The organism is Spirillospora sp. NPDC052269 (assembly GCF_040679435.1).
Taxonomy (GTDB): Bacteria; Actinomycetota; Actinomycetes; order Streptosporangiales; family Streptosporangiaceae; genus Spirillospora.
Genome location: NZ_JBFAUU010000008.1, coordinates 347,610 through 366,112, shown reverse-complemented (window position 1 = coordinate 366,112; position 18,503 = coordinate 347,610). Strand labels below are relative to the sequence as shown.

At 68.6% G+C, this 18,503-nt stretch carries 19 protein-coding genes; 12 read left to right on the top strand and 7 right to left on the bottom strand.

The window, feature by feature from the left end:
* Nucleotides 1-61: 61 nt before the first annotated feature.
* The 7 genes from AB0L06_RS20005 to AB0L06_RS19975 all read left to right on the top strand — a co-directional run bounded on the left by AB0L06_RS20005 (nt 62) and on the right by AB0L06_RS19975 (nt 8,918).
* The gene (locus tag AB0L06_RS20005; RefSeq protein WP_500232513.1) at nt 62-1,036 is read left to right on the top strand and encodes a hypothetical protein; all 975 of its coding nucleotides are present in this window, start codon (nt 62-64) and stop codon (nt 1,034-1,036) included.
* Nucleotides 1,037-1,114: 78 nt separating this feature from the next.
* Complete coding sequence (locus AB0L06_RS20000) at nt 1,115-1,312, top strand: hypothetical protein (protein WP_500232512.1); 198 nt, start codon at nt 1,115-1,117, stop codon at nt 1,310-1,312.
* Nucleotides 1,313-1,411: 99 nt separating this feature from the next.
* Nucleotides 1,412-2,023 carry a hypothetical protein gene (locus tag AB0L06_RS19995; protein WP_500232511.1) on the top strand — a complete coding sequence of 204 codons (612 nt, stop codon included), beginning with the start codon at nt 1,412-1,414 and terminating at the stop codon, nt 2,021-2,023.
* 17 nt (nt 2,024-2,040) lie between these two features.
* Nucleotides 2,041-2,745 (top strand): carbon-nitrogen hydrolase family protein, encoded by a 705-nt coding sequence (locus AB0L06_RS19990; protein ID WP_500232510.1) that lies wholly within the window; start codon nt 2,041-2,043, stop codon nt 2,743-2,745.
* 89 nt (nt 2,746-2,834) lie between these two features.
* Entirely contained in the window at nt 2,835-4,013 is a 1,179-nt protein-coding gene (locus tag AB0L06_RS19985; RefSeq protein WP_500232509.1) for a hypothetical protein, read from the top strand.
* Between the two features lie 121 nt (nt 4,014-4,134).
* Nucleotides 4,135-4,725 carry a hypothetical protein gene (locus AB0L06_RS19980; protein WP_500232508.1) on the top strand — a complete coding sequence of 197 codons (591 nt, stop codon included), beginning with the start codon at nt 4,135-4,137 and terminating at the stop codon, nt 4,723-4,725.
* 506 nt (nt 4,726-5,231) lie between these two features.
* Nucleotides 5,232-8,918 (top strand): nSTAND1 domain-containing NTPase, encoded by a 3,687-nt coding sequence (locus AB0L06_RS19975; protein ID WP_500232507.1) that lies wholly within the window; start codon nt 5,232-5,234, stop codon nt 8,916-8,918.
* A gap of 10 nt (nt 8,919-8,928) precedes the next feature.
* On the opposite strand, the gene AB0L06_RS19970 is transcribed toward AB0L06_RS19975, so the two are convergent.
* From AB0L06_RS19970 to AB0L06_RS19955, 4 genes are all read right to left on the bottom strand, one after another.
* Nucleotides 8,929-9,837 carry a glycoside hydrolase family 16 protein gene (locus AB0L06_RS19970; RefSeq protein WP_500232506.1) on the bottom strand — a complete coding sequence of 303 codons (909 nt, stop codon included), beginning with the start codon at nt 9,835-9,837 and terminating at the stop codon, nt 8,929-8,931.
* A 188-nt stretch (nt 9,838-10,025) separates the two neighbouring features.
* Nucleotides 10,026-10,505, bottom strand: a complete 480-nt coding sequence (locus AB0L06_RS19965; protein ID WP_500232505.1) for an RICIN domain-containing protein — start codon at nt 10,503-10,505, stop codon at nt 10,026-10,028.
* Between the two features lie 323 nt (nt 10,506-10,828).
* On the bottom strand, nt 10,829-11,248 hold the full coding sequence (locus AB0L06_RS19960) for a hypothetical protein (protein WP_500232504.1): 420 nt from the start codon (nt 11,246-11,248) through the stop codon (nt 10,829-10,831).
* A gap of 127 nt (nt 11,249-11,375) precedes the next feature.
* Nucleotides 11,376-11,948 (bottom strand): hypothetical protein, encoded by a 573-nt coding sequence (locus tag AB0L06_RS19955; protein WP_500232503.1) that lies wholly within the window; start codon nt 11,946-11,948, stop codon nt 11,376-11,378.
* Nucleotides 11,949-12,392: 444 nt separating this feature from the next.
* Here AB0L06_RS19955 and AB0L06_RS19950 point away from each other — a divergent pair, with 444 nt between their 5' ends.
* The 4 genes from AB0L06_RS19950 (at nt 12,393) to AB0L06_RS19935 (ending at nt 15,579) form a co-directional block, all read left to right on the top strand.
* Nucleotides 12,393-12,719 carry a hypothetical protein gene (locus AB0L06_RS19950; protein ID WP_500232502.1) on the top strand — a complete coding sequence of 109 codons (327 nt, stop codon included), beginning with the start codon at nt 12,393-12,395 and terminating at the stop codon, nt 12,717-12,719.
* A 307-nt stretch (nt 12,720-13,026) separates the two neighbouring features.
* Entirely contained in the window at nt 13,027-14,448 is a 1,422-nt protein-coding gene (locus AB0L06_RS19945; RefSeq protein ID WP_500232501.1) for a hypothetical protein, read from the top strand.
* A 10-nt stretch (nt 14,449-14,458) separates the two neighbouring features.
* A complete protein-coding gene (locus AB0L06_RS19940; RefSeq protein ID WP_500232500.1) occupies nt 14,459-14,767 on the top strand; it encodes a hypothetical protein in 309 nt (102 codons plus the stop codon).
* 5 nt (nt 14,768-14,772) lie between these two features.
* Nucleotides 14,773-15,579, top strand: coding sequence for a hypothetical protein (locus tag AB0L06_RS19935; protein WP_500232499.1), 807 nt, complete (start codon nt 14,773-14,775; stop codon nt 15,577-15,579).
* 157 nt (nt 15,580-15,736) lie between these two features.
* On the opposite strand, the gene AB0L06_RS19930 is transcribed toward AB0L06_RS19935, so the two are convergent.
* Nucleotides 15,737-16,174: a CBS domain-containing protein gene (locus AB0L06_RS19930; RefSeq protein ID WP_500232498.1), complete on the bottom strand. Its 438-nt coding sequence runs from the start codon at nt 16,172-16,174 to the stop codon at nt 15,737-15,739.
* Nucleotides 16,175-16,365: 191 nt separating this feature from the next.
* A complete protein-coding gene (locus AB0L06_RS19925) occupies nt 16,366-16,524 on the bottom strand; it encodes a hypothetical protein (protein ID WP_500232497.1) in 159 nt (52 codons plus the stop codon).
* A gap of 314 nt (nt 16,525-16,838) precedes the next feature.
* On the opposite strand from AB0L06_RS19925, the gene AB0L06_RS19920 reads away from it, so the two are divergent.
* Nucleotides 16,839-17,477: a DUF2716 domain-containing protein gene (locus tag AB0L06_RS19920; protein WP_500232536.1), complete on the top strand. Its 639-nt coding sequence runs from the start codon at nt 16,839-16,841 to the stop codon at nt 17,475-17,477.
* Nucleotides 17,478-17,624: 147 nt separating this feature from the next.
* Here the strand turns inward: AB0L06_RS19920 and AB0L06_RS19915 are convergent, their stop codons facing one another.
* Complete coding sequence (locus AB0L06_RS19915) at nt 17,625-18,503, bottom strand: alpha/beta hydrolase (protein ID WP_500232496.1); 879 nt, start codon at nt 18,501-18,503, stop codon at nt 17,625-17,627.

Genomic DNA, 18,503 nt, shown 5'->3' with positions numbered 1-18,503 from the left:
TCAGACTGATGGCATGATTCCGCCACTGGCGGGCAGCGGCCAGAGGACGACCGGAGGGGACATGGCACTTGACGTAGTCGGGCTCAACGCGGAGGCCGAGGCCCTGTACGCCGCCCTGGTCCCCCGTCCCCGCACCACCGCCTCAGCCCTGGCCGCCGCCTGCGACCTGACTGTGAGCCAGGCCGGACGACTGCTCGCCGTCCTGGTGCGGGACGGTCTGGCGATCCGGTCGGCGGGCCGCCCTCCCCTGTTCACGGCGGCCGCCCCGGACGTCGCGGTGACGGCCCTGATCCAGGAACGCGAACACCGCCTGGACACGGCCCGCTCCCTCGTCCACCGGCTGAGCGAACTCCACCGCGAAGCCCAGCGGATCAACGCCCCCGACCTCGCCGTGGAACTGCTCGACGGCCGCGAGGACGTCAGCGCGGCGGTACGACGGCTCTACGACGGCGCCCGCCACCAGGTCCGCACGTTCGACCGTCCGCCCTACATCGACCGTCCCGGCAGCAACCTGGAGCACCAGGTCCAGCGGCAGCGCACCGGAGTGACGTACCGGGTGCTCTACGACCGCGCGGCGGTCGCCTGGCCGGGGCGGCTGCTCAGCGACATCCTGCCCAGCGTCCGCAGCGGCGAACAGGCCAGGATGCGCGCCGAGCTGCCCCTGAAGCTACTCATCGCGGACGACCACCTCGCCATCATCCCGCTGAGCCTGGCGCACGGCGGCCACTCGGCCGCCTACCAGCTGCACCGCTCCCCCATGCTCACCGCCCTGGAAGCACTCTTCGAGGCCGAGTGGGACCGCGCCGTGCCGCTGACCGACACCGTCCACCCCATCCAGGACCCCGAAGGCCCGGACGCCGAGACGCACACCCTGCTGACCCTGCTGGCCTCCGGCGCCACCGACGCGGTCATCTCCCGCACCCAGGGCTGGAGCCAGCGCACCACCCAACGCCGCATCCACCGCCTGATGACCGACCTGGGCGCCGCCACCCGCTTCCAAGCAGCCGCCCTGGCCGTCCGCCGCGGCTGGCTGTGAACCACCCCCGATCGGCCGAACCGAACGGGGCGGCGCTGCGTCCAAGGCTTGTCCATAACCCCAGGCCAGGAGTTCGCCTTGCGTTCTGCCCTCACCACACCGATCGTCCACTCCATGACCTGGACGCGCGGCGGCGGCCACCGTGTGTACCGGCACCACCACCACTACGGCCACTCGCATGGGTCCAGCGGCTGGGGCGTGATCGTGGCCTTTCTGGTGCTCTTGGCCATCGTCCTCGTGGTGCTGCTGATCAAGAAGGCCTCAAGCAACTCCTGACAAGCACGACCCCGGGCAGCACCCGGCTGCGGATCGGCACGCCCATGAAGTGACCGCCCGCCGACGGGACGAACAGTGCCATCGCGATACGGTTCGGACGTGATCAGCGAAGCAGGGGTCCAGCTCGGAACACGGGCCGCGCAGCGCCTGGTCCAACTCGGCACCTGCGTGATCGAGGCAGGCCTGACCGACGCGGAGTTCGCTCGCATCGAGCGCGACCACGACATCGAGTTCGCCGACGACCACCGCGCCTTCCTCGCCGCCGGACTGCCCGTCCACCAGCCACGGGACGAGGAACCGGGCACCTATCACGCGTGGGAACGACCATGGCCGGACTGGCGCAACGGCGATCCGGACGAACTCCGCGAGCACCTCGACTGGCCCGTCGACTTCCTCCTCCAGGACGTCCAGCAGGGCCACTGGCACTCCGCCTGGGGCGAGCGCCCGGACTCCGACGAAGCCGCCGGCGACCTGGCACGATCGCGGCTGGCCGAGGTGCCACGAATGGTTCCCGTGTACGGGCACAGGTTCCTGCCCGCAGGCCACGGCACCTTCGGCCACCCGGTCCTGTCTATGTGGGGCAGCGACATCGTCTTCTACGGTGCCGACCTGCTCGACTACATCAACCGGGAGTTCGGGGAGCCTCACCCCGAATACCCCGAAGGGTGGGCGCCTCAAGCCACCGTGCCCTTCTGGCGCGACTACGTCTGACAGATGGATGGAACGAAGTGGGCTCAGTGGTGGAGCGAACGTTGAGCATCGCAGTGGCGCAGCCGAGGTGCGTGGCACACGAAGTGGCCGCCAACGCGGTGGCCCATGCGGAGTCGGTCCGGGCGGCGGACGCGCGGGTGGTGGTGTTCCCCGAGATGTCGCTGACGGGGTACCACCTGGACGCGGAGACGGTCGCTCCCGACGATGAGCGCCTGGCCCCGATCATCGACGCGTGCGCCGAGACCGGGGCGCTGGCCCTGGTCGGCGCGCCCGTGCCGGGTCCGTACGTCGGCGTCCTGGCCGTGGACGGGAACGGGGCCCGGATCGCCTACGGCAAGGTCTACCTGCACGGCAGCGAGGACGACCGTTTCGTTCCCGGTGAGCCCACCGTCATCGAAGTGGACGGGTGGCGGCTCGGACTCGCGGTCTGCCGCGACACCGGGATCCCCGAGCACGCCGCGAAGACGGCCGCTCTGGGCATCGACGGTTACGTCGCCGGGGTCGTCCATGCCGAGGACGAGGCGGAGTTGGCCGGAGAACGCGCCCGCCGGGTCGCCGCCGACCACGGCGTGTGGGTCGCCACGGCGGCCTTCGCGGGCCCGACCGGCGGCGGCTTCGACCGCACGTCCGGCCGTTCGGGCATCTGGTCCGCCCAGGGAGAACTGATAGCCGAAGCCGGCACCACCCCCGACGACTTCGCCCGCACTGTCTTCACGAAGTAAGCCTTCAAGTGGATGCGGCAGATCTGGACGAGCGGGGCTTCGGCGGTCGAGACTTGCCCGGACGGTCCGCCCGGTGAGGTAGGAGGAACATGGAGCAGCGCCCCGTTCCCGGGCAGGGTCCTCCTCCGGACGCCGAGGCCCCGCTTGGCGAGCCGTCGGTCGAGGAGCTGCTGGCCGGCGTCCCGCCCGAGGGGCGGGCCGTGGCGCTGGTCGAGTATCTGAAGTCGCGGACGTCGGGCGGTTCGCTCGCCTGGATCGCCGAGTTCGCGCGGATCGCCGAGGACCACGGCCTCGACCTGCCGCAGATCCGGCGGGTGACCACCGATCTCGCCTGGCTCGCCCGGGTCGCCGAGCAGCGCTGCCCGGACGACCGCGAGTGGAGCCTCGCCCGTGGACTTTCCGGGTCCCGGACGCATCGGCTCGTCCTGGCCTACGTCCACGGGCAGCGGCTGCGCTTCGACTACCGCTTCGGGGAACTGCGAACGCGCGGCAACCAGTGGCTCGGCGAGTTCCACGACGACGCCCTCGTCCTCAGCCTCGCGGCGTTCGCCGCGCTCGGCTCCCGGGCGCCGAACGGCCTGGACCTCTACAGGCGGGCCATCGAGGCGCCGGACGCCGACGACAAGAGCCGCAACCTGGCCCTCACGGCCATCTGGTTCGCCGACCATCTCGACGGCTCGGCCGAGATGCTGCTCAGCCTCTCGGAAACGATGATGGCGCGCGGGGAGGGCAACCCGAACGTCCACTACCGGAGGGCGGCCGCCCTCCGGCGGCTGGGACGCTACGACGAGGCGCTCGTCGAGATCGACCTCGCGATCGACCTGTTCGGCGTCGGCAACATGCTGGTGCACGAGCAGTACGCGCAGGAACGCCGCGCGATCAGCGCCGCGCGCGACATGCGCCGGCAGGCGGAGGACGTCCGGGACGCCCTCAGCGCGGAGCTGGGCGGACGCATCGACGAGCGGATCAACGAGGCCACCTCGGCCATGGAGGAGCGCATCGAGGACGCCTCCACCCAGCTCGCGCAGCGGGTCGCGGTGGCCCAGGAGCTCGTCTCCGAAGGCCTGCTCAAGATGGTCGAGGTCCTCGGTCTCTTCGTCACCCTGCTCGGCTTCCTCATCGGCTCCGGCACAGTGATCATCAAGGCCAGGACGTTCCAGGAGCGTGCGATCACGATGGGCATCGTCGTCCTCGGCGCGATCGTCTTCTTCGCCCTGCTGCGCCAGATCGTCGGCACCCGCCGCAACCGCAACCGCCACCGCACCTGACCGGCAACACCGCCACACCCAGAGGCCCCCTCGGTTCTGTGGGGGCGCAGCAGCCGAATCAGGCCAGTGCGACGTTCACCGATGAGGTTGCCTCCTGATCCGGACGAGGAAAAAATGGGTCATGGCATTGCCCCAGCCTCTCCTTGAGTACATCGGGCCTCCCATTGCGCCACCCGTACCGCCTGACTGGGATCTGGTCTCCGGATCGCTCGGCACAGGACTGCCGGACGACTACATGGAGTTGAGCGAGACTTATCCGATGCTGAAACTGGACGATTGGCTCCTGATCACCCACCCTTCGGTCCCGGAGCCCGGACCAGGCTTCTATGACCTCTCCAGCCTTGAACAGAGAGCGCTCTCGCAAAGCCGGTTTCTCATTCAAGATCACATCGACGAACTGCACGTCTATGATCCCGCGACCGGGACAACGGATGAGCGCCGCCTGACGTCAGGAAAACTTCCCTATCCCGCGTACCCTGAGCCGGGGGGACTGATGTCCTTGGGCATGTCCGAGGAGAATCACCAATGGTGCTGGCTTACCGAAGGTCATCCCGATGCATGGACGATGATGATCATCGATTCTCCCATGGCATGGCACTACCTGGGTGGTCTCACTCATCTTCTCAGCGACCTCATCACTGGTCGCGTGAATTGCCCCGTGGTCGCGCCCGACTTCGGCCAGCATGGTCATCGCACCGTTCAGTATCTCTAGGTCCTGTTTAGGTGTCATTGTTAGTTCTTGCGCCCGGGAGGGTGTGATCCGCCGCACCCGCCACCGGTGATGGACCCCTGTCACGGCGGCAAGCCGCACGGAAGCAGCCGCCAGGCGCACCCGGACCGCACTCGGTAAGCCGGCGCGGTCATGATCTCTGACGCGGACGCATTGGTGGACGACCGCATGGTTTCGGAGGCGGAATCAGTGGCGCGACCAGCCCCGACTCAGCATCGGACAGATCTGTCGGATACCGGTGACGGGCCAGCGTGAGTCGTCGCTACGGGACTGAGGGCGTTGACACTTCTCCCGAGTGTTGACACCCTGCCAACGATCACAGAGTTGCTTCGCGTATCAGTGCGGAGGACGACGAATCGGGTGACGCGGGAACGGGGCTAATGGGGCGTCGTGAGAATCCGTTGGACCCGGAAGCGGGTCCGGTGCAGCGGTTCGCGATCGAACTGCGGAGATTACGGAAAGATAGTGGCGCCTCGACCTATCGGGACATGCACAAGAAGACCGGGTACTCGGTCTCCACACTTTCCCAGGCCGCGGCCGGGGGACGGTTGCCCTCGCTTCAGGTCGCCCTGGCCTACGCCGAGTTCTGCGGCGGCGAGTCCGAGGAATGGGAGCGGCGGTGGCGCCAGGCTGCCGAAGAGGAGGCGGCCGAACGGGCGGCGAACGGCGACGACGTCCCGCCGTACCGTGGACTGGGCCGGTATGAACCGGGCGATGCCGAGCTGTTCTTCGGCCGCGACGACCTGGCGGCCCGTCTGTTCGATCTGTGCGGCGAGCGCCGGTTCATCGCCGTCTTCGGCCCGTCGGGGAGCGGGAAGTCCTCGCTGCTGCGCGCGGGGCTGATCCCCCGGCTGCGAGAGGCGGGCGGGCTCGAAACGCGTCCCGCCACGATTCGTGTCCTGACGCCGGGGCCTCATCCGGTGAGCGCCCATCACGACCGGCTGCTTCCCATGGACGGTGCCGACGGCGACACCTGGTTGATCGTGGACCAGTTCGAGGAGCTGTACACGTTGTGTACCGATCCGGACGAGCGTGCCGCGTTCATCGATCGGTTGCTGGCCGCCCAGGAATCCGACAGCCGACTACGAGTGGTCGTGGCGATCCGGGCGGACTTCCTGGGCCACTGCACACGGCACCCGGCCCTGACGGCGGCGCTCCAAGCGGGCACCGTACTGGTCGGGCCGATGGTCCGTGACGAACTGCGCCAGGCGGTCGTCGGGCCGGCCACCGCCGGCGGGCTGAGGGTCGAGCGGTCTTTGACCGAACGGATCCTCACCGCCGTCGAGGGAGAGCCGGGTGGGCTGCCACTGATGTCGCACGCCTTGTTGGAGACCTGGCGGCATCGCGAGGGCAAGGTCCTGACCGAGGAGTCCTACAAGCAGGTGGGCGGCTTGCACGGAGCCATCGCCCGCACCGCCGAGGACGTGTATGACAGCCTCACTCCGGCGCAGGCAGCTCTGGCACGCCGTGTCCTCCTGCGCCTGGTCACACCAGGACATGATGGCACTCCCGACACCCGAAGCCCCGCGGATCTGGCCGAACTGGAACTCGTCGGCGGGGGCAACGGCGGGACCGTCGTGGAGAAGCTGGTGCACGCCAGGCTTCTCACCGTCGACGCCAACAACGGCCCGCCCGAGCGGGGCGGCGGCGATGACGAAGGCCGGGGCACGATCGAGCTGGCGCACGAGGCACTGATCGTCTCCTGGCCACGGCTGCGGGGCTGGGTCGAGGCCGAACGCGACCGCCTGCGGGTCCATCGCCGGCTCACCGAGGCCGCCCGATCCTGGCAGGACGCGGATGGTGATCTGACGCTGTTGTACGGCGGCAGCCGGCTCGCGGAGGCGGAAGGGGCCTTCTCCGACGACGACCAGTCCCTCACCTCCCGGGAACGAGGCTTCCTCGCCGCCTCGCTTCGGCGGAACCGCCGGTCGGTACAGCGACGCCGCGCGGTGACAGCCCTCCTGGCCGTGCTGGCCCTGCTGGCCTCGACCGCCGCCGCGGTCGCCTTCCAACAGCGGGGCACCGCTCAGGCCGAACGCAAGACCGCCATCTTCAACCGGCTCACCGCCGAGGCCGACGGGGCACGGGACAGGCAGACCTCCCTGGCGGCGGCCCTCGACCTCACCGCCCATCGAATGCGCCCCACGTCCGACCTCTACACCCACCTGGTCACCGATGCCGGCGCCGCGCTGTCGGCCCCGCTGACCGGCCACAAGGGCATCGTGACCTCGGCGGTCTACAGTCCTGACGGCCGCGTCCTGGCCACCGCCGGCTACGACCGGACCGTGCGGCTCTGGGACGTCACCGATCCCGCGCACCCCGCGGCTCTCGGCCGCCCGCTGATCGGCCATACCGGCGCTGTCAACGCCGTCGCGTTCAGTCCCGACGGCCGTGCCCTGGCGACCGCGGGGGCCGACCACACCATCCGGCTGTGGAAGGTGGCGGACCCCAAGCATCCCGAACCCCTGGGACCGCCGCTCACCGAGCACACCGCGGCCGTCAACAGGGTCGTGTTCAGTCCGGACGGCCGCACTCTGGCCAGCGCGAGCGACGATGCCACCGTGCGGTTGTGGGACGTCACCGACCCCGCCAGGCCCACCGCCCTCGGCAAGCCTCTCACCGGCCACACCGATCAGGTGAACTCCGTCGCGTTCAGCCCGGACGGCCACGCCCTGGCCAGCGCGAGCGTCGACGGCACCGTCCGGCTGTGGCAGGTCACCGACCAGGCTCATCCGCGGCCGTTGGGGCTGGTCAAGAATGACGAGAGCGTCTATCAAGCGGTGTTCAGCCCCGACGGGCACGTCCTCGCCACCGCCGGCAACGACGGTCTGGTGCGGCTGTGGAACGTCGCGGATCCCACCCGTCCCACGGCATTGGGCGCGCCGCTGACCGGACACAAGGCGGCCGTGTGGTCGGTCGCCTTCAGCCCCGATGGGAGCATGCTCGCGAGCGCGGGATACGACGACGTGATCCGGCTGTGGAGCGTCGCCGATCCCGTATATCCCGTCCCGCTCGGCGACCCGATGACCGACCACACCGACGGCATCTGGTCGGTGCAGTTCAGCCCTGACGGGGCCACCCTCGCCAGCGCGGGATACGACGAGACCGCCCGGGTGTGGACGCTGCCGGGCACCGTTCTGGTGGGGCGCAGTGCCCTTGCCTCGACGGCGTTCAGCCCCGACGGCCGCACCCTGGCGACAGGGGGCAACAACGGGATCCTGCAGCTATGGAACGTCGCCGGAGCCGCGCGTCCCGCGCGGTTGGGACAGGCGCTCCCCGGCTTCTCAGGCACGGTCCAGTCGGTGGCGTTCAGCCCGCGGGGTGGCCTGCTGGCCGCCGCAGGAGGGGACGGCTCCGTACGACTGTGGCGGGTCGCCGACCCCGCGCATCCCCAGCCGCTGGGCAGGCCGGTCACCGGTCCGCGCGGGGAGATCGCCGCGGTCGCCTTCAGCCCCGACGGCCGTACCCTGGCCGCCGGGGGCGAAGATCGCACGATCCGGCTATGGGATCTCGCCGATCCTCCTCGTCCTGTGGCACTGGGCGGGCCACTGACCGGCCACCAAGGCTCGGTCACCTCCCTGGCCTTCAGCCCGGACGGGACCACTCTCGCCAGCGGCGCCGAGGACGGCACCGTGCGGCTGTGGAACCTTGCCGACCGTCAGCGTCCCGCGGCGCTCGGCGAGCCGCTGAACGGGCAGCAGAACCTGGTCACCGCGGTCGCCTTCAGCCCCGACGGCCACACCTTGGCCGTCGGTGGCGAGGATCGCACGATCCGGCTGTGGGACCTCGCCCATCCAGTTCGTCCCGTGGCGCTGGGCGAGCCGCTGACCGGCCACCGGGACTGGGTCACTTCTGTGGCCTTCAGCCCCGACGGGACCACCCTCGCCAGCGGGAGCCGTGACCGTACGGTCCGGCTGTGGAGCCGCGCCGGCTCCGGCCGCCCGGTCGCTCTGGGGCAGTCGCTGGCCGGCCACACCGACGCCGTCGTCTCGGTCGCCTTCAGCCCCGACGGCCACACCCTGGCGAGCGCGGCGTGGGACACGACCGCGCGGCTGTGGGAACTTCGAGCGGATCGGGACACCGCGCGGATCTGCGCGGCCGTCGGCCCGAGCCTCACGGCTCCGCTGTGGAACCGGTACGTCGGGCAACTGCCCTTCGCCCCGCCCTGCCACTGACCGCCGGCGGTCAGGAGGGCAGGGCGTAGACCCGCGCCCAGTCCACTTCGTAGGTGGCGCTCTGCACGGCGTCCTGGTCGTTGTCCCGGACGGTGTCCAGTTGGATGGTCTGCTGGAGTACGCCGGCGCACTGGATGCACCGGCGCACGGCATTGGCCCCGCCGGAGAAGCTGTACCACTGCTCGCCGTCGATGAAGCCGGTGACATGGTCCGGCGTCCACTCGATGGCTATGTTGTGCCACTGCGTCATGTCCACGCCGCACCGCTCGGCGGACTCCTGCTGCGTCGGCACGTTGTCGTCGTGCGGGTAGTGGATGTTGGCCCGCGCGCACTGCCCGCCCGGGACGGCGTCCTCCAGAAAGTCGTACTCACCCTCCTGCGGCCAGACGTTGGAGACCGGCCAGAGGATGAGCAGCGGCTGGTAGTTCCACCCGGCGGCCGGACCTGTCGCGGACGATCGCACCCGCGTCTCCCAGCGGCCGTAGCGCTGCCCGAACCGCGAGGCGAGCCACCCCGTGGTGCCATCACTCGTGCCGACCTCCCGCAGGACGCCGCCCACGACGGTGGTGTTCTGGGGGCACCGGTGCCCGTGATTTCCGTGGCCAGGCCAGCATCCGTCGCTGTCGCCCGCGGCCTCCCACTTGGCCGGGTCGGGTGCGGCCGGTTGTGCCTCGGAGCCGTAGTCGAACTCGTCCGAGCCCGCCGGGATCGGACTCCCCCAGCCGTACCGCGCCGCGGCCGTCGTTCCGTCGTCGGACGGCGCCGCGGCGCGGACCGGCGTGGCACGCGCGGGCACAGGCCCGCTGACGACGGCGGCGAGCGCCAATGCCACCCCGCCGCGGATCAGATGTCTGCGTCGTGACAGTCGTGTCTGACGAGGCACTCGGGCCGTGGGGAGCATGCTGGCCAGAAGAGACATGCGGTTTCCTCTCTCAACAAAGGATGCGCCCGGCGGGCGGCCGGCCCCCGCGAAGCGCCCGCCGGGCCGCATGTCACTCCTGCGACCTGGCCGTGATTCCGATTCCACCCCGCCGCGGTGTTGTTCGGTAGCCCGTTTCAGGGACCGAACAACACCGGTTCACGCGGCGGCGTCGCCTCGGAGTCGCGTCAGCGCCAGGTCTGGTAGCGGTTGTAGTTGCACTTCAGCATGCGGAGCCCGTATTCGCTGTCGTCCATGCACAGGCCAGTGGCCTGGTTCTGGAAGCTCACCTGGTCGCCGCGGGAGTACGTCCACCAGCTCTGCCCCTTGGAGGCGTCGCAGTTGCCGGTACTCGGACGGGAGAGTTCGGCGCCGCCGCCCCAGATGCACCGGCCTGTGGCGAGGTTCTTGAGCTCGCGCGTGCCGTCTCCCCAGATGTGCACGTTCCAGTTTTGGAAGGCCATGCCGTTGCAGCTGAAGCCGCGGAAGCCGTACGCGAAGCTGTCGTCGAGGCAGCCGCCGGTCGCCATGTTGCCGAAGTGCTGGACCGCGTCCTTCAGGGTCGGCTTCGGGGGAGCGCCGGCCGCGGCGGGGCCCGCGAGCGCCCCACCGATCAGAAGGGACGCGGAGACCGTAAGGGCCGTCTTCAGACGGAGGTGAGGGGACATTGTTCGTTCTTCCTTTCCTCTCGTGGACCGGACAGCAGCGAGTTCAGCAGGCGGCATGCTTGTTCGGCAGTGCTCACCAGCGGAAAAACAAAGCGCACGTATTGATCGGTTGATCGATGGACGCGTTGAACAACCCCTCTCGCCGTTCCCGGCTCGTGCACTGAGCTCGGCTTTGACCTGCTTCAGCGGCCCAGCGGGAGGGGTGACCGGCAGCCAGTGGCGAACATGCGAGAAGCGCGGGCCGCGCGGCCCGCGCTTCAGTCAGACGACTACAACTTCAGGAGATCGGGAAAAGAGCTGGGCCCAGCTGATGGGAGCTGGGCCTATAGGTCGCTGACCGGTGGTGGGCCGAGCAGCCGGGTGAGGTCGTCGAGCCACTCCTTGGTGATGGCGAACTCCAGCGCTGAACCATCCGCCAGGTGCAGCAGGAACCTCGCTCCAAGGAACCGGCGGCCGGACGCTACGACTCCAACCACGTCGCGCCGCGCGAGCACGGAGTCGGCCTCGTTCAGTCCCTGCCAGGAGAAGATGAGCCGACGGTCGGTCACTCCCAGCGCACAGGCCCGTTCTTTGGTGCTCTGGGCTCGGAACCGCTTGGCGAGCGTGTCCGCTTCGCCGACGATCTCGCCGGCGGCGGGACGACGCGAGAGGGGGCCTGTCACAAGGACCACCTCGAGCAGCCGCTCGTCCGGTTCCAAACGGTCACGCAGCCGCTCGGCAAGCCTCGGGCGTTTGTAGGCCATGGCGGCCACCCTAATTGGGCCGAGACTCGGGTCCGTGTCACCGGCCACAACATAGCTCTGCGTAACGAAGTTGATGGTCTGCTCGCACGAAGGCCCATTCTGCGAGCTACTTTGCGTCACACACCGATCAGCGTAGGCGTTGTGTCTGCGCGAGCAGACGCGCCTGTTCAAGCTTCAGTGACTCGAACGATGTCCGTACGTATGCGTCCAGCTCCGCACGCGGGAAGTCGCCGGCGATCGAGATGTGATCATCGAACTGGACGGAGTCGAAGCCGTCCTCCTGCCAGAGAGCGAGGACGGGCTCGTAGCAGGCGACGTGGGCGCACAGGTCCTTCAGGGGTTCGGGGATGGTTTCCTCGCGTAGCAGGTCGGCGTGGGACACGACCAGCTCGACCATGCGCCGGTTGAGCGGCATGAAGACTGTGGACATCCACAAACGCCAGTTGGCGGCCTGCTCGGCGGTGGCAGGGGCCGATGCGGTCCACATCGGCCAGTGCCGGTCTGCGAACCTGTTCCAGGAGCGGTCCAGAGCCTCCGCCTGCGCATAGAGCGGACCGTAAAGCTCGCTGAGCTGACGATTGACCCGCTTCAGACGATCCTTGCGGCGTGCAAGGCGCAGGTTCGTCGTGTAAGTCGCCACATAACCCGCTGTGGCCACAAGCACGGTGACCGCTAGAGGGACCACAACATCCAGTTTCATTGGCCCGCGCGCTTCCCTCGGCCGAACAGCTGTGGGCGTGAACTCATCAGCCCCCACCGGGAACCTGGACCGTGAGCCTTGGCGCCAGCGGCCACTCCCCCGATCCCCGAAGCCGAGTTCACGATCATCAGCCACTCCGTCTCCGCCAGGATCTTCACGATCGCGTCCCGCCGCTGCGGGAAACTCATCCGGGCGTGCCGTTCATGGAATTGAGCCACCTGGTGGAGGCTCGGTCACGTTATCGATCCGTCTCACTCTGCATGGCGTTTCGAGCGGACTCGGCCACCGTCTGGCCAGATCCTCCTGGCGGTCGGCAACGACGCCGGAGGAGTTTGTGGCTAGGAACGTTTCGACCTGGCCGACGTGGTGGAGATCCTGGACGCACTGGCGCGGGCCGGTTGTCGCGGGAGATCGCCATCGCTCGGAGGGGTGCGCCAGGGGAACGTGGCGCCCGCACTGGGGGGTGCCGCGTACCTGCTGGTCACCCTGTACCTGCAGGAGGTGCTCGGGACGGGCCGCGCGGGCCAGGTGGTCGCGCCCGTCGGGCTGCTGACTCTCGCGCTCGGGGCCGTCCTTGGACAGGTGGCCGTCCGCCTCGGCCCGCGGACGGCCGTGGGCGGCGCGGCGACGTCCGGGGTCGCCGGCCACGAGCAGGGACTGGCCGGCGGAGTGCGGCAGACCTCTTCCCAACTCGGCGTCGCCGTGCTGGTCGTCGCGATGGGTGGTGCGGTGTTCGCGATGGCTCGTTCCGCCGTCCCGAGACGACCGTAGAGCGAGGATGTTCTCGACCCTCCGGCCTCAAGATCATTTGAGGTGAGGCGGCATGGAACCAACACTGGGGCCCTCTGTTCACCGGGTGGGGCAGGGGCTTGACAGGCGAGAATTATTACAATTGTCGCAACTAATCGAAGGCATGCCGCGAGGGTCATCTGACCTGCGTAGACGGAATTTCGCACCCTCTCGCGCGGTGCGGATTTCCTGAACCGGTTGCAGCGTTTGGTCGATATCGTTAGAGTCCGCATCGGTTTGTTGGTTAGGTGAGGTATGTAGCGGGATCCCGTTTTATGGAGGACTCGAGGTGACAGAACTGCACTGGCCGCCGAAGAAGGACTTCGACGATTTCGCCTCTCTGATGCGCTTGCAGTCCGGGCATTTCGGCACGCTCGGCGACTGGGCCGGCAAGGAGTGCACGACCACCGGGAACGACAAGGATCCGGTGTCGATCCCCGGCCTCGACAGCGGCCCCGGCCTTCTCCTCATCCCGATATACGACTTCGCCCCGCAGGTGTCGTCCTGGTTCACCGGCAAGCTCGACACCTGCAAGTCGGGGATGACCGACGTCGCGGGGCGCGCGACCCGCACCGGACAGACGCACGCGGACACAGAGAAGGCCAATCAGGACTCGATCGCCAAGATCTATCCGGGCGCCATCTCGGGTTTCCCCGACATCGGCGATGTCCCCGGCCTCTCGATGGCCGGGGACTTCAACGACCAGGAGATCAAGCTCGACGACTCAGGTTCCGCGACCGGCGACACGAACGACGCGGCCAGTGGTGACATCGCCGATGACATCGCCCCGGGGCTTCCCGGCCTGGGCGGCCTTGCCTGGAAGGCCAATCGCGGGAAGAAGGCCTACGGCAAGGACAAGGCGGCCAACGCGGGCAAGGGGCCTGACGAGAAGCCGACGTATCACAATACGTCCAAGTGGGCCGGGGGGCAGGTTCTCAGCACGCTCCTTCACGCGCCCGCCGGGGTCATCTTCTACGGAGCCAACTCGATCTTCCAGCATTTCACCGGCGAGAGCCTCGTCGAAGTGATCCTTCACCCGATCGCCGGCAACTGGGGAATTCTCAAGTTCCTCGGCGACAACTTCAAGCAGCTCGGCACCGGCACCTACACGGTGGCGGGCACGATCAGGAAGGCGACCGTGCGTCTCGGCGGAGGGTGGCAGGGCGACGCGGCCACCCGGTTCGACTCCTGGATGTTCCGCTGGTCCATGGGGTCCGGAGGTGTAGGGGACGCGGCGATGCTGGTCGGCAAGACCTGCGACAAGTACTTCGACATCATCAACGACCTGGTGACCAAGGCGATCAACCTCATCATCAACCTGATCGCGACGGGGCTCTCGCGGCTGGTCAAGATGGTCGCCGGCGACGCCGCCATCGAAGCACTCGGGGGCGGCCCGGAGGATCCCGTCGCGGACGTGATCGCGGCGGCTTGGACGCTCTACCAGATCTACGAGATCATCAAGGACATCATCAGCGCGATCAAGGGGATCATCGACCTCTACGACAAGATCGAGAAGGCGATCTCCGACTTCACCAAGGACGTCCACGAAATCCTTTCCTTCATGAAGAACCCGGTGGGCAATGTGAAGAAGGAGTTCGACGAGCTGATGAACGAGGGCCTGGTCAGCAACAAGGACTGGGACTTCGAGGAGAAGCCAGGTTGGGATCCCGCCGGCGGCGTCGCGCGGGTCGGACTGCTACCCGCGCCGTGAGGGGCCTGTGATGACCGATCCGTTCGACGACGCGGCCGATGAGGAGATGCCGGTCCTCTCGGAAGCGGCGAAGCGCGCCTTCCAGGTGACGCAGACACCGCGGCAGCAGGAACTCGCCCGGCAGATCTACAAGCGGCTCTGGGACGGGGCCGGGCCGGAGGACGTCCAAGACCTGGTGGGCCGGATGAAGCAGCTGATCCACCAGGAGAACGGCGGCAGGGAAAGGCCGGCCGGAACAGACGGAGATGCCTACGTGCCGCCCGGCATGAAGCGTGTCTACAACGCGATGACCGGTCAGTACGATCTCGAACGGGAGTGATCCCGATGGCCAACCCCCACGAAGCCGCCCTGTGGCAACTCAGGGAGTTCGGTCCGGTCGTGGTCGGCGGCGGTCCCACCGGCGGCCTGGTGAAGAGGACTCTCGGCTCGGACACGATCGAGGGGGACATCGCCCGTGGCCTCTTCGGCGTGCTGCCCGCCTCTCTGCGGGAAACGAAGATGGGCAGGTCGGCCGGTTCGGCGCTCGGGCTGGACGAGTCCGGCCGTGGCCCCGGACCCTCGGTGCATGTGTACGGAATCCTTCCGCTCGGTGGGAGTGAGCCCGTCGCTCGGTACTCCTACTGCCGGGAGGCCCGGCCCGATTTGCCGTCCGTCCACAAGACTCCCAGCAGACATGGGTTCGTGCGTGACGCCGCCGGCGAGATGCTGCACCGGGTGGTAGCCGGCCCGGGCGAGGGCGAAACCATCGCCTACGTGAGCGCGAGCGGGGCGTGGTGGCCGGGCGGGGCGGTGATCGGCACCATTGAACTCCAGAAGGAGATCATCAAACGCAGAGACGTCTTCACACTCACCGTGACGCAGGAGGGCCTGCCGCCGTGGTCGGCGACCGGTAAGCGCAAGAAGGCCGGGACCAGTCCCTTCGAGAAGGCCTTGACCGTGACGGATTTCCTGAACGGGAACTCCACTGGTGGAGATCTCAGGTCGGTCGACTTCGATTTCAAGTCCGAACATTCCGACGGCTTCAAGGCGCGCTCCAGCATCGACATGGTTTCCGTTCGTGACCCTCGGGTGAACCGGCTCGTCGCCCTCGCGGCACTGCTGGCGGCCAAGGGCATCGGGGGCGTCCCATAGCGGTTCTTCGCGAGGCGGATGCCGCCGGTGGCGGCCACGGTGCTGGTGGCCGCCACCGAACCGGGCTGCTCTCCACCTGACCGCTCTCCACCTGACCGCTCTCGTCCGGCGGGATCACCGCGCCTCCGTGAGAGCGTCGCCGGACAGCGGTCTCGGCTCAGTGGATCAGCGAGGCCGGCGCGTAGATGTGCCCGGCGAACTCGGCAAGCCGGTCGTCCGGGAGGTGCTGCGCGAGGTCCGCCTCGCTGATCATGCCGACCATCCGCTTGTTCTCGATCACGGGGACTCGGCGGATGCGGTGGTTCTCCATCTCGTGCAGCACATCCTCGATGTCGGCGTCCGAGGCGACCCAGCGCGGGGTGCCGTCGATGATGTCGGACGCCCTGCAGTCGGCCGGGTTGAGCCCTTCCGCGACGCATTTGAGGACGATGTCCCGGTCGGTGATGATCCCGCACATCCGCTCGCTGTTGGTCTCATCGGCGACGGGAAGCGCGCCAACGTTCAGTTGGCGCATCAGCTGGGCCGCGTGCTGGAGCGTGTCGCTCTTGGTGATCCAGTGAGCGCCGGGATTCATGATGTCCTTGGCTGTGGTCATGGTGTCCTCCTGATCGCTGCGGCCGCGAGGCTCGCGGTCCGACTCACGCGCCCGTCTGGTCCAGGCCCTTGCGCCGTCTCCGCAGGCCGACCCCATGGGTCGGCTGATGACGTTGCCGCCGCGTGGGCGCAAGGTTGGGAATCCTCGGGCATGGCTTCGCACGCGCATGCCCGGAACCACGGGACCAGATCTCACACCGTGAGGCCCCTGAGTGGCTTGTCGAGGGCCTGTTCCGCGACCGGTCCCTCGCCGGTGAACGTGCCCTTGGTCATGTCCGCGACATGAAACCGATCGCGCTGGGCGTCAAGACCGATCCTGCGACGGCCCCCATTGGTGACCGCGAGATCCATCGCTTGCTCCCTGAAGTGCGAGATGCCATAGGGCGTACGGATTCATCGTGACATGTCAATGTCGCCGCTGGCCACCGGACTTGACCCTTAAGTCAGGTCTCATGGGTGCCCATTTGCACTCCGTGGCTGCTGGGGAAGTGGACTCGGTGGATCTTGAATGGTGGTGCCCGCGGTATAGCCGTGCTTGAATGCCGCGGTGGCCTTGGGCGTGCGGGAACTGCCGGCAGCGCATGATGGCAGCCTCCGCGGTTCGGCGCTTCCGCCGTTCGGCACTGTGGTCGAACGGATCGGACCGCTGATCCGCCCAGTTGCCGATGTGGTGGTTCCAGCCGCCGGCGAAGCGGTTCCTGGCCGCCGAGGCCGACGGGCAGCTGCGCAGCGACCCGCTTGCCGCCGGGTTCCGTGAGGTCACCTTGGTCCGGTCCCATCGCTGGACGCCCGCAGGTGAGCCTGCTGCGACTCCACCCATAAGGCCTTCGCTTCACGACGCCGAGACCCGAAGGATCGCACGTCACTGCGAGGCCCGCATCAGCTTCGACTATGCCAGCGGGAGCGGCCGGTATTCCGCGCCGCTCGACTCGCGCCGCTGGTTCTACGGCTTGTTCGACCGCGATGCCCCGGCGATCGCAGCCGCCGAAAGCGTCATCGGGCGCGGTCTGCGTGTCTGCGCCCGGCCCGGCGAGTGGGTCTACCAACACCGCCCATATCTCAACGGGTGGGAATTCGACCCGCGGCGCGTCGGCGGCCCCGCACAGCCGCCCTGGCCGGGTAGAGCCATCGCGGACGGCGAGTTCCATTTCCTCACTACCGCGGATGCCCGCCTCGGCACCTTCGCCCACTACGCCGAGCAGACCCTCGTGGTCTTCGGCGACGACCTCATCGAGCAGGTCGCGGGGCACTTGGACCACTTGCTCGGCGGTGGCGCATGGACCTTCGGTCGAGCACCTGGGTGACACTCCGTCCCCCGCGCGAAATCCTGTCAGAGTCTTCCGGTCCGCCGAAAGCGGCAGGGGCCGGACCGTGTCGTCATGCTGTGGAACGCCGCGGTGTCCATCAGCAGTGCGCTGCCGCGCCTCTCGCCGGGCCGTCCAGGCGGGGTGTCACCCGGCGGTGTGGGCGAGGACGGCTTCGGCCAGTTCCTCATGGACCTCGGCGGGGAGTGTGTGGCCCATGCCGTCCACGATCTTCAGCCGCGCGCCGGGGATCCGCTCGGCGATGACCGCGCCGTGCCCCGGCTTGGCCGGTTCGTGGCTGCCCTCGATGACCAGTGTGGGCGCCTTCACCTGGTGCAGGGCGTCCACCGGTTCGAAGTCGGGGTCGGCCGCGGCGGCAAGCCGGTGGTTGGTCACCGCCGACAGATCGCGGGCCCGGTCGTGGATCCGCTCCTGGAGGCGGCGCGTCGCGTCCTCGTTGAACGGCAGTCCGGTGCCGTGCAGGACGCGCTGCTCGGCGACCATGCCGTCGATCAGCGCGCGCCGGTCCTGCGGCGGCGGGGAGGCGATCAGCGCGCGGAAGAAGTCGACGAACTCCGGCGTGGGTTCGGGCAGGCTCCCTTCGGGTTGGGGCTGGCCCATCAGGGCCCGCACGAGGACCTGGCCCTCGCCGCCGCCGAGCGGCGAGGAGGCGATGACGGTCAGGCTGCGCACTCGTTCCGGCCGTTCCACGGCGACGAGCTGGGCGAGCAACCCGCCCGCCGAGTGGCCGACGAGGTGCGCGCTCTCCAGGCCGTGGGCGTCCATGACGCGGTAGATGTCGTTCTTGATGTCGTCCCAGGTGTAGGGGTTGGCCTCGAAGTCGACGGTGTCCGACATGCCGGTGTCGCGGTGGTCGTACCGGACGACCCGGCGGCCTCCGGCGGCCAGGCGGCCGACGAACTCGTCCGGCCACAGGACGCCCTGTGCCATCGAACCCATGATCAACAGGATCGGCGCGTCCGTCTCGGCGCCGAACTCTTCGCTCCAGATGTTCACGTTCTGCAT